We start from the raw sequence: 10343 nt of genomic DNA, 5'->3' as shown, positions 1-10343 counted from the left end.
AACTGCCACCCCGGCCCGCCTGAGCCGTGGTCACCCGCAGCCCATCAGCAAATTCCACCACGTTGACGGACGTGACCCGCCAGGAAGGCATCGAGGTTACGGTGCGGAACCTGCCGGGGCTAGGTCAGATGGTCGAGGCTACCGCAGCGGGATCCTCCTCCATGCTGGTCTTTGCCCCGAATTTCATGAGCTGCTCGGTGAACTTCAACGTTTTGATGCGCCAGGCCAAGGGCCTTGAGTCCGTGGATTTGGCGCCGCAGCCCCCACCGGCCTGGGTTGCAGCCCTCGGCGCGCCGTAGCAGACCCCGGACCAGCGCCCAGGGCCATCGTCCCGGGCGGCAACCATTCCTCGAACCGGCACTGCCGGGGCGGCAACGAAACGCGCCGGGGACCACAAAAAAGACCACAGCAAGCCGCTGACGGTGTGGCCCATCGGGCCAGCGGGTGTGTCCCCGGAATGACAGTTTGCTGATTTAGTAAGGGAAGTGGCGGAGGGGATGGGATTCGAACCCACGATAGAGGTTGACCCCCTATAACGGTTTAGCAAACCGTCGCCTTCAGCCACTCGGCCACCCCTCCGCAGGTGCAGCACGGCTCACGACGTATGCAGGCCGCTTCATACCGAAGCCCCCCCACCCCGTCAAACCCAACATCACGGGCCCAACATCATGGGCTATGATGTTCCGCCATCCGCACCAGTGCTTGACCCGCACCCGCCCCCGCATCACGGTGCGCCGCGGGAGGCGAAAGGGGGCTGGATGGCAGGGTCACGCCTGCAGAGGGCGGCGTTCGGCGTGGCGGTGACGGGGGCCTATGGGCTGATCCTGGCGCCGGTGCTCGCCGTCATCGTCATCAGCGTCTTCGCCCAGGAGATCGTCTCCTTCCCACCGCAGGGCCTCAGCCTCGCGTGGTACGCCAATGCCTGGGAGAAGCGCGAATTCGCCCGCGGCTTCGCCACCTCGCTGCAACTGGCCCTGGTCGCGACCGCGATCGGCGTCCCCCTCGGCACGGCGGCGGCGCTGGCCCTCGCCCGCGCCCGCCTCGGCGGCCTCCGCGGCGCGCTGAACACGCTCCTCCTCGGTCCGCTCGCCGTCCCCGGCGTCGTCGCCGGCACCGCCCTCTACCTGTTCTACGTCCGGGCCGAATTCTGGATCGACGACGACATCAAGGGCACCCTCCCCGGCCTCGTCGCCGCCCATGTCCTGCTGACCATTCCCTGGACGGTCCGCCTCGTCGCCGCCTCGCTCCAGGGCCTCGACCGCGCGGCGGAGGAGGCGGCGGCCAATCTCGGCGCCCGCCCCTTCACCGTCTTCCGCCGCGTCACCCTGCCGATGCTCCGCCCCGGCGTCGTCGCCGCCTGCCTGTTCAGCTTCATCCAGAGCTTCGAGAACCTCGAATTGACGCTGCTCCTGGTCGGCCCCGGCCGCACCACCCTCCCCGTCGCCATGCTGAACTACCTGGAATTCCGCGTGGACCCGACGCTCGCCGCCGTCGCCACCGTGCAGATCGCGCTCGTCGGCGCGCTCATGCTGATCACCGACCGCTTCGTCTCGCTGAGCCGGGTCGTCTGACCATGGGCACCCTCACCCTCGACGGGCTCAGCCGCCGCTACGCCACCACCACCGCCGTCGAGCGGGTCGACCTCGATGTGGCGCAGGGCGAATTCGTCGCCCTGCTCGGCCCCTCCGGCTGCGGCAAGACGACGACCTTGCGGATGGTCGCCGGCTTCGTCCCGCCCAGCAGCGGCCGCATCCTCATCGCCGGCCGCGACGTGACGCGGGCCCCGCCGCATGGCCGCGACACGGGCATGGTATTCCAGTCCTACGCCCTCTTCCCGCACATGACGGTCGGCGAGAACGTCGCCTTCGGCCTCGAGATGCGGAAGGTCGCCCGCGCCGAGCGCGACGCGCGGGTGCGCGAAGCCCTCCGCCTCGCCCGGCTGGAAGGCCTGGCCGGCCGCCTCCCCCGCCAGCTCTCCGGCGGCCAGCAGCAGCGCGTGGCGCTGGCCCGCGCCCTCGTCGTCAACCCCGCCGTCTTCCTGCTAGACGAGCCGCTATCCAACCTCGACGCCAAGCTCCGCGCCGAGGTCCGCATCGAGATCCGCGCCCTCCAGCAGCGCCTCGGCCTGACGACCCTTTTCGTCACCCATGACCAGGAGGAGGCGCTGACCATGGCCGACCGGCTGGTGGTGATGGAGCGCGGCCGCGTCCGCCAGATCGGCACGGCGGAGGCGCTCTACGAGCGCCCGGCCGACGCCTTCGTCGCCGGCTTCATCGGCCGCTGCAACCTGCTCCGCGGCACGCCAGAGGCCCCCGGCCGGTTCCGCACCCCGGGCGGCGCCTTGCTCCCCTGCCTGCCCCAGCAGGCCCATCACGGCCAGGTCCTCGCCCTCCGCCCGGAGCGGATCGCGGTCGCTACTGCAGGCGATGGCCTCGCCGCCCGCCTCGTGGCCGTCACCTATCTCGGCGCCCAGACCGAGTACCATCTCGACCTCGCCGGCACGCGCCTGCTCGCCAGCGCGCCGACGCCGGCCGAGGGCGACCCACGCCGCGCCCTCGCCCCCGGCGATGCCGTCCTCGCCCACTGGGACCCCGCCGAGGCCCGCCTGCTCCCCGCCGAGCCCGGCGACCTCCCCGACGACCCGACCTGAGCCCGGAGACCCTCCCGATGCGACTGACCCGCCGCAGCACCCTCGCCGCCGCCCTCGCCACTGGTCTTCCCCTTGGCTTCCCCGGCCTCGCCGATGCTCAAGCGTCTGGCCAGGTCGTGGTCGGCACCTGGGGCGGCGACTACGGCGACCTGCTCGCCTCCAACATCGACAAGCCGATCCTTGCCCCGAAGGGGATCGAGGTACTGCAGGATGTCGGCCCGCAGGACCCGCGCAAGACCAAGCTGATCGCCGAGCGCGCCTCGCGCCGCGGCAGCATGGATGTCTGCTGCCTCTCGGACGTGGACATGTTCACCCTCGCCCAGCAGGGCGTCTTCGAGCCGATCGAGGAGGGCCGCATCCCCAACCTCGCCAAGGCGATCCCCTCGCTGAAGCGCCCCTATTCGGCGCCGCACATCTATTCGGCGAAGGTCATCCTCTACAACCCGGCCAAGGTGACGACGGCGCCGCAATCCTATGCCGACCTTTGGGACCCGAAATACCGCGGCCGCGTCGGCCTCGTCGACATCCTGCACCTGCAGAACATGGAAGCCGCCTCGCTCGCCGCCGGCGGCACCGAGCACGACTACGAGCCCGGCAAGAAGAAGCTGATGGAGCTGCGCAGCCTCGACGTGAAGATCTACCCCTCCAACGAGGCGCTGGCCGCCGCCCTGAAGTCGGAGGAGGTCTGGCTGACCATCATGTGGCTCGCCCGCGGCTTCATGTGGAAGAAGTCCGGCATCCCCGTCGAGCACGCCGTCCCGAGCGAGGGCGCGACGAGCATCTGCTTCGAGATGTCGGTGCCGAAGAACGCCCGCAACCGCGCGGGCGCCCTCGCCTATCTCGACGCCGCCCTCGACGCCCGCGCCCAGACCGCCTTCGCCGACCGCATGGGCTATGCGCCGACCGTCACCGACGCCCAGCTCCCCCCCGAGCTTGCCCGCCAGATCAGCCTGACGCCGGAGCAGCAGGCGAAGCTCCGCACCCCCGACTACGAGTACATCGCCAAGAACCAGGTCGCGCTGATCGATTTCTGGAACAAGGAGTTCAAGCGGTAAGGCAGCAATGGCCGCCCTCCTCCTCCCGGCGACGCTGCTGGTGCTCGGCCTGCTCGTCGCGCCGATGGCGATGCTCTTCCGCATCAGCCTGAACCGCTACGACGCCGCGCAGATGATGCAGGAGGCGCTGACCGCGGAGAACTACCTCCGCGCCCTCGCCGACCCCTATTACCGCGAGGTGCTGGCGACGACCCTCGGCGTGGCACTGGCCTGCACGCTGCTCGCCCTGCTGATCGGCTTCCCCCCCGCCTACTGGCTCGCCCGCATGGAGAGCCGGTGGAAGAGCCTCGCCGTGATCCTGACGCTCTTCCCGCTGCTCGTCGGCAACGTGGTGCGGGCCGCCGGCTGGATGGCCCTCCTCGGCCGCGACGGCGCCATCAACGCCGCCCTCCTCGGCGCTGGGCTGATCGCCGAGCCCTGGCCGATGCTCTACACCACCGGCGCCGTCATCGCCGGCATCCTCGCCGTCGTCGCCCCCTACATGATCCTGACCCTCTCGGCGGTGATCGAGGGCATCCCCCGCGGCGTCGAGGAAGCGGCGGCCAATCTCGGCGCCGGCCCGCTCACCGCCTTCCGCCGCGTCGTCCTGCCGCTGGCGCTGCCCGGCGTCGCCGCCGGCTGCGTCCTCGTCTTCATTCTCTGCATGAACGCCTACGCGACGCCGGTCCTGCTCGGCGGCCCGCAGTTCAAGATGATGGCGCCCGCCGTCTACGACCAGTTCGTGCGGGGGACCAACTGGCCTTTCGGCGCCGCGCTCGCCTTCCTCCTCCTCGTCGTCACCCTGGTCCTGACGCTCATCGGCAGCACTCTCCTGGCCGGCCGCTCCCGCTCGCGCTGAGCGTGAAAAACCTTCGCGGTTACTCCCTTGTGGATGTTGCAGGACCGGCCCCGCAACCGAGCCGAAAAACCTTGGCCTTGCGCCGCTCCATGCCGCCTTCGCATGGTTTATAATACTGATTTTGCAGTATTTTTTCTCGGCTTTGTGCGTCCGCCGCCGCATCCGGAAGCACCGTTCCACGTTCTGTCGTCGCAGGCCGCGGACGAGGCGGCCACGCAGTAACGGGACAGGGAAGAACACCATGGCCAATAGCGGCAACAGCAATCCCGGCAACTTCGCCAACGACCGTGAGAAGGCCTCGCGCGCCGGCCATACCGGCGGCACCCACCAGAGCGCCGAGAACAACCCGGGCAACTTCGCCAACGACCGGCAGAAGGCCTCCGAGGCCGGCCATATCGGTGGCCAGCACCAGGGCAAGGAAAACAACCCCGCCAACTTCGCGAATGACCGCGAGAAGGCCGCCGAGGCCGGCCGCATCGGCGGCCAGCACCAGGGCAAGGAGAACAACCCCGCCAACTTCGCGAACGACCGCGAGAAGGCCGCCGAGGCCGGCCGCTCCGGCGGCCAGAGCAGCCATGGCGGCGGCGGCGGCGGCGGCAGCGGCGGTTCGGGCTCTGGCTCGGGCGGCAACTTCGCCCAGGACCGCGAGAAGGCCAGCGAGGCCGGCAAGAAGGGTGGTCAGAACAGCCATGGCGGCCGCAGCTAAGCGCACCGCCTGATCTGACGGCGAGAGGGGGCCGGCGTCGCTGCCGGCCCTTTTCTCTTCCGCAATTCGCGTAGCCTGCTAAGCTTCCTCCAATCACGGAGGAAGTCCAATGGGACCCCTGAAGGGCCTGCGCGTCCTGGAATTCGCCGGCATCGGCCCCGGCCCCTTCTGCGCCATGGTGCTCGCCGATCTCGGCGCCGAGGTCATCCGCCTTGAGCGCAAGGGCGCCCCGCCCCCGCCGCCCGAGGATTTCGTCCTCCGCGGCCGCCGCACCATCGCCCTCGACCTGAAATCCCCCGCCGCCATCGAGGCCACGCTCCGCTTGGTCGACTCAGCCGATGCGCTGATCGAGGGCTTTCGCCCCGGCGTGATGGAACGCCTCGGCCTCGGCCCGGAGCCCTGCCTCGCCCGCAACCCGCGCCTCGCCTATGGCCGCATGACCGGCTGGGGCCAGGAGGGCCCGCTCGCCCAGTCCGCCGGCCATGACATCGACTACATCGCCCTCACCGGCGCGCTGCACGCCATCGGCCGCGCCGGCGAGCGCCCCGTCCCGCCGCTGAACCTCGTCGGCGACTATGGCGGCGGCGGCATGCTGCTCGCCCTCGGCCTGCTCGCCGCCATGCTGGAGGCGAAGGGCAGCGGCCGCGGCCAGGTGGTGGATGCCGCCATGGTCGACGGCGCCGCGTTGCTGATGGCCCCGATCTACGCGGCCAAGGCCCGCGGCCGCTGGTCGCAGGAGCGCGGTTCCAACATGCTCGATGGCGCCGCCCCCTGGTACGACACCTATGAATGCGCCGACGGCCGCAGCATCGCCGTCGGCCCCATCGAGCCGCAATTCTTCGCACTCATGTGCGAGAAGCTCGGCCTCGACCCGGGCCGCTTCCCCGACCGCATGTCCCCCGCCGCCTGGCCGGCGCTGAAGGGCGAGCTGATCGCCATCTTCCGCGGCCGCACCCGCGACGACTGGGCCGCGCTCTTCGAGGGGACGGACGCCTGCATCGCCCCCGTCCTCGACATGGACGAGGCGCCGCGCCACCCGCACAACCAAGCCCGTGGCACCTTCCTCGCCCGCGACGGCGTGGTGCAGCCCGCCCCCGCCCCCCGCTTCAGCCGCACCCCGGCCGAGCCCGGCCCGCCCGCCCGCGCGGCGCCCGACGAGATCCTCGCCGATTGCGGCTTCACCGCCGACGACATCGCCGCCCTCCGCAGCGCACAAGCAATCTGAGTTTCATTTGATTGCGTGATTCACGCCTCCGGCCGCTCCGGCCTCCGACGACCACGCTCAGGGAAGAGACAAGGCCATGGACACCAACCCCGCCCTGCCCGGCCGCAGCCTCGCCGGCCCCCGCACCGTCTACAACTCGGACCACGAGATGTTCCGCGACCAGGTGCGCCGCTTCTTCGAGAAGCACATCGTCCCCTTCCACCGGCAATGGGAGCGTGACGGCATCGTCCCGCGCAGCGTCTGGCTCGAAGCAGGCAGCGCCGGCCTGCTCTGCCCCATGCTCTCCGAGGAATACGGCGGCGCCGGCGCCGACTTCGGCTACAGCGCCATCATCATCGAGGAGATCGCGCGCACCAACTGCACCGGCCCCGGCTTCCCGCTGCATTCCGACATCGTCGTTCCCTATGTCGCCGACCTGGCGACGGAGGAGCGCAAGCGCGACTGGCTGCCCGGGATGGCGCGCGGCGAGATCATCGGCGCCATCGCCATGACCGAGCCCGGCATGGGCAGCGACCTGAAGGCGATGCGCACCACCGCGCGCCGCGAAGGCGACGAATACGTCATCAACGGGTCGAAGACCTTCATCAGCAACGGCCAGCTGGCCGACCTCGTCATCGTCTGCGCCAAGACCGACCCAGCCGCCGGCCGCAAGGGCATCTCGCTGATCTGCGTCCCCGCCGATGCCCCCGGCTTCACCAAGGGCCGCAACCTCGAGAAGATCGGCCTGCACGCGCAGGACACCTCGGAGCTCTTCTTCGAAGATGTCCGCGTCCCCGTCGCCAACCTGCTCGGCGAGGAGAACAAGGGCTTCAACTACCTCATCCGCAACCTGCCCCAGGAGCGCCTGGTCATCGCCGTCCGCGCCGCGATGGGGATGGAGGTGATGCTGGAGAAGACCGTCGCCTATACCAAGGAGCGCCAGGCCTTCGGCCAGCCGGTGATCGACTTCCAGCACAACCGCTTCAAGCTCGCCGACGCCAAGGCGCAGGCGACCATGTTCCGCGTCTTCGCCGACCACTGCCTCGCCCTCCATCTCCGCGGCGAGCTGACCGTCGAGCTGGCGGCGACCGCCAAGCTGCTCGGCGCCGAGATGCAGAACCGCCTCTTCGACGACTTCCTCCAGCTGCATGGCGGCTACGGCTACATGGCCGAGTACGAGATCGGCCGCGCCTGGGCCGATGCGCGCATCGGCCGCATCTACGGCGGCAGCAGCGAGATCATGCGCGAAATCATCGGCCGCACGCTGTAGGATCGCCGGGCCCCGCCGCTCAACGCGGCGGGGCCCCAACAACAAGACCACCGGGACGAACCATCCATGCCGCTCGCCACACGCCGCGCCCTGCTCGGCGCCGCCTTCGCCGCGCCCGCCCTCGTGCCGTCCCCCTCCCGGACCCAGCCGCGCTTCCCCGAGCGGCCCATCACCCTCCTCGTTCCCTTCCCCGCCGGCGGCGCCACCGATGTGCAGATGCGCGCCCTGGCCGAGGCCGCCGGCCGCGCCTTCGGCCAGACCGTCGTCACCGAGAACCGCCCCGGCGCCGGCAGCACCCTCGGCCCCGCCGCCGTTGCCCGCGCGAAGCCCGACGGCTACCTGGTCTCGCAGATGACGCTCCCGGCCCTCCGCCTGCCCTTCATGCAGCGCATGGCCTATGATCCGCGGCGGGACTTCACGCCGATCATCCATCTCACCGGCTACACCTTCGGCATCGTGGTGCGCGGCGACAGCCCGTGGAAGACTTGGCAGGACGTTGTCGCCGATGCCCGGCGCAACCCCGGCCGCCATCGCTGGGGCAATACCGGCGCCAACGGCACGCCCCATCTGGCCATGGTCGACCTTGCCGAACGGGAGAAGCTCGAGGTCGTCCACGTCCCCTTCCGCGGCGAGGCCGATGCCGTGCCCGCCTTGCTCGGCGGCCATATCGAGGCGACCGCCGCCGGCACCGGCCTCTACGAGCTCATCAAGGAGGGCAGGGTCCGCCTGCTGAATGTCTGGACGCCCGACCGCCGCCCCGGCTTCCCCGAGGTGCCGACGCTGCTGGAGCTCGGCTACACCGGCATGGTCATCACCTCGCCCTACGGCCTCGTCGCCCCCGCCGGCCTTGACCCGGAAATCACTGCGGCCCTGCATGAGGGCTTCCGCCGTGCCCTGCACGACCCCTCGCATGTCGCCATGCTGGCCAAGCTCGATCAGCCGCTGCAATACCTCAACAGCGCCGACTACGCCCGCAACATGGCGGAGACCATCGACATGGAGGAGGCGCGGGTGAAGCGCCTCGGCCTCGGTACGGGCTGATCCTACCCGGTCGCCGGCAGGTAGCGCTCCTTGAGGATCCGCCGCAGCAGCTTGCCTGCCTCCGAGCGCGGCAGTTCCTCGACGAACTCGTAGCTCTTCGGCCGCTTCACGCCGGAGAGCCGCTCGCGGCACCAGGCATCAAGCACCGCCGGCTCCACCGGCCCGCGCGGCACGACCACCGCATGCACCTGCTCGCCCATCTCGTCATGCGGCACGCCGACCACCGCCACCTCGCCGACGGCCGGATGCTGCGCCAGCGCCGCCTCGATCTCCGCCGGATAGATGTTGACCCCGCCCGACAGGATCAGATCCGCCCGGCGGTTGGAGAGGAAGAGGAACCCCTCCTCATCCACCCAGCCCAGATCGCCGAGCGTCGCCCAGCCGCGCTCGTCGTAGCAGGCCTCCGTCTTGTCCGGCGCGTTGTGGTAGGCGAAGCGCGGCCCGCCCTCGAAGCGGATCGTCCCCGTCTCCCCCGGTGGCAGCTCCCGCCCATCCTCGCCGGTGATGTGCACCCGCACGCCATTCACCGGCCGCCCCACCGAGCCCGGCTTGCGCAACCAGGTCTCGCTGTCGATCACCGTGGTCCCGATCCCCTCGGAGCCCGCGTAGTATTCGTAGAGGACCGGCCCCCACCACTCGATCATCGCCCGCTTCACCGAGACCGGGCAGGGCGCCGCCGCATGGATGGCGCAGCGATGCGATGACAGGTCGTGCGCGCCTTTCACCTCATCCGGCAGCGCCAACAGCCGCACGAACATCGTCGGCACCCACTGGCTATGCGTGACGCGATACCGCTCGATCATGGCAAGGCACTGCGCCGCATCGAATTTGCGGAGAATGATCGCCGTCCCGCCCTCCAGCAGCGTCCGGCTGACATAGCCGAAGGGTGCCGCATGGTAGAGCGGCGCCGGCGAGAGATAGACCACGCTCTCGTCGAAGCCGTAGAGCGACTTCCAGCTCATGTCCCACATCGGCGCGTCGCGCTGCCCATAGGGCAGCATCGGCCGGCGGATGCCCTTCGGCAGCCCCGTCGTCCCGGAGGAGTAGAGGAACTCCCGTCCCAGCGGACGCTCCGGCAGCGGTGCCGCCGCATCCTCCCGCGCCAGCGCCGCCTCGTAGCCCTCATAGCCGGCGATGCTCTCGCCCAGCGCATAGCGCGGCCGCCCGCCGATCGCGCCTTCCGCGACGAGCGCCGCCGCCAGCCCCTCCAGCTCCGGGCTGACGACGACGAGGCTCGCCCCGCTGTCGTTCAGCACATAGGCAATCTCATGCGGCCGCAGATGGATGGAAAGCGGCGTGATGTAGAGCCCCGCCAGCCGCGCCGCCTCGGCGAGTTCGAGGAATTCAGGCCGGTTGTCGAGCAGCACCGCGATGCCGTCGCCCGGCTGCAACCCCATCCGCAACAGCCAGTGCGCCGCCTGCCGTGCCCGCGCCTGCAAGGCGCCGTAGCTGACGGTGACGCCGGTGTCGGGGAAGATCGCGGCCGGCTTCTCCGCTTGGCGTTCCGCCCAAAAGGCCAGTTGCGGCATCCGTTCCTCCTGCTGGGCGAAGGGTGGCGGCCCCATTACCTGCCGTCAAC

General features: G+C 70.3%; 10 protein-coding genes and 1 tRNA gene. 9 read left to right on the top strand and 2 right to left on the bottom strand.

Annotated elements, in window-relative coordinates; all coding sequences use genetic code 11:
* The first annotated feature begins 161 nt into the window (after window positions 1-161).
* Window positions 162-299: a hypothetical protein gene (locus JMJ56_RS23110; protein WP_202834133.1), complete on the top strand. Its 138-nt coding sequence runs from the start codon at window positions 162-164 to the stop codon at window positions 297-299.
* Window positions 300-486: 187 nt separating this feature from the next.
* Here the strand turns inward: JMJ56_RS23110 and JMJ56_RS23105 are convergent.
* Window positions 487-579, bottom strand: a tRNA-Ser gene (locus JMJ56_RS23105).
* Between the two features lie 179 nt (window positions 580-758).
* On the opposite strand from JMJ56_RS23105, the gene JMJ56_RS23100 reads away from it, so the two are divergent.
* From JMJ56_RS23100 to JMJ56_RS23065, 8 genes are all read left to right on the top strand, one after another.
* The gene (locus tag JMJ56_RS23100; protein WP_202834132.1) at window positions 759-1571 is read left to right on the top strand and encodes an ABC transporter permease; all 813 of its coding nucleotides are present in this window, start codon (window positions 759-761) and stop codon (window positions 1569-1571) included.
* Window positions 1572-1573: 2 nt separating this feature from the next.
* Window positions 1574-2650, top strand: a complete 1077-nt coding sequence (locus tag JMJ56_RS23095) for an ABC transporter ATP-binding protein (RefSeq protein WP_202834131.1) — start codon at window positions 1574-1576, stop codon at window positions 2648-2650.
* A gap of 17 nt (window positions 2651-2667) precedes the next feature.
* Window positions 2668-3705, top strand: a complete 1038-nt coding sequence (locus tag JMJ56_RS23090; protein WP_202834130.1) for an ABC transporter substrate-binding protein — start codon at window positions 2668-2670, stop codon at window positions 3703-3705.
* A 7-nt stretch (window positions 3706-3712) separates the two neighbouring features.
* Complete coding sequence (locus JMJ56_RS23085) at window positions 3713-4543, top strand: ABC transporter permease (protein WP_202834129.1); 831 nt, start codon at window positions 3713-3715, stop codon at window positions 4541-4543.
* Window positions 4544-4784: 241 nt separating this feature from the next.
* A complete protein-coding gene (locus JMJ56_RS23080; RefSeq protein ID WP_236038310.1) occupies window positions 4785-5249 on the top strand; it encodes a con-10 family general stress protein in 465 nt (154 codons plus the stop codon).
* 109 nt (window positions 5250-5358) lie between these two features.
* The gene (locus JMJ56_RS23075; protein WP_202834128.1) at window positions 5359-6474 is read left to right on the top strand and encodes a CaiB/BaiF CoA transferase family protein; all 1116 of its coding nucleotides are present in this window, start codon (window positions 5359-5361) and stop codon (window positions 6472-6474) included.
* 76 nt (window positions 6475-6550) lie between these two features.
* The gene (locus tag JMJ56_RS23070; RefSeq protein WP_202834127.1) at window positions 6551-7723 is read left to right on the top strand and encodes an acyl-CoA dehydrogenase family protein; all 1173 of its coding nucleotides are present in this window, start codon (window positions 6551-6553) and stop codon (window positions 7721-7723) included.
* 66 nt (window positions 7724-7789) lie between these two features.
* Window positions 7790-8764 carry a Bug family tripartite tricarboxylate transporter substrate binding protein gene (locus JMJ56_RS23065; RefSeq protein WP_202834126.1) on the top strand — a complete coding sequence of 325 codons (975 nt, stop codon included), beginning with the start codon at window positions 7790-7792 and terminating at the stop codon, window positions 8762-8764.
* Window positions 8765-8766: 2 nt separating this feature from the next.
* Here the strand turns inward: JMJ56_RS23065 and JMJ56_RS23060 are convergent, their stop codons facing one another.
* The gene (locus JMJ56_RS23060) at window positions 8767-10293 is read right to left on the bottom strand and encodes an AMP-binding protein (RefSeq protein WP_202834125.1); all 1527 of its coding nucleotides are present in this window, start codon (window positions 10291-10293) and stop codon (window positions 8767-8769) included.
* Window positions 10294-10343: the final 50 nt, after the last annotated feature.

The sequence above is a fragment of the Belnapia arida genome, from assembly GCF_016773205.1.
In the GTDB taxonomy this organism is placed as follows: domain Bacteria; phylum Pseudomonadota; class Alphaproteobacteria; order Acetobacterales; family Acetobacteraceae; genus Belnapia; species Belnapia arida.
This window is presented reverse-complemented; position numbering and strand designations above follow the sequence as displayed.

Excerpts from the sequence above, each read along its gene's own strand:
- JMJ56_RS23110 (WP_202834133.1), top strand. The coding sequence starts at position 162 with ATGCTGGTCTTTGCCCCGAATTTCATGAGCTGCTCGGTGAACTTCAAC.
- JMJ56_RS23100 (WP_202834132.1), top strand. The coding sequence starts at position 759 with ATGGCAGGGTCACGCCTGCAGAGGGCGGCGTTCGGCGTGGCGGTGACG.
- JMJ56_RS23095 (WP_202834131.1), top strand. The coding sequence starts at position 1,574 with ATGGGCACCCTCACCCTCGACGGGCTCAGCCGCCGCTACGCCACCACC.
- JMJ56_RS23090 (WP_202834130.1), top strand. The coding sequence starts at position 2,668 with ATGCGACTGACCCGCCGCAGCACCCTCGCCGCCGCCCTCGCCACTGGT.
- JMJ56_RS23085 (WP_202834129.1), top strand. The coding sequence starts at position 3,713 with ATGGCCGCCCTCCTCCTCCCGGCGACGCTGCTGGTGCTCGGCCTGCTC.
- JMJ56_RS23080 (WP_236038310.1), top strand. The coding sequence starts at position 4,785 with ATGGCCAATAGCGGCAACAGCAATCCCGGCAACTTCGCCAACGACCGT.
- JMJ56_RS23075 (WP_202834128.1), top strand. The coding sequence starts at position 5,359 with ATGGGACCCCTGAAGGGCCTGCGCGTCCTGGAATTCGCCGGCATCGGC.
- JMJ56_RS23070 (WP_202834127.1), top strand. The coding sequence starts at position 6,551 with ATGGACACCAACCCCGCCCTGCCCGGCCGCAGCCTCGCCGGCCCCCGC.
- JMJ56_RS23065 (WP_202834126.1), top strand. The coding sequence starts at position 7,790 with ATGCCGCTCGCCACACGCCGCGCCCTGCTCGGCGCCGCCTTCGCCGCG.
- JMJ56_RS23060 (WP_202834125.1), bottom strand. The coding sequence starts at position 10,293 with ATGCCGCAACTGGCCTTTTGGGCGGAACGCCAAGCGGAGAAGCCGGCC.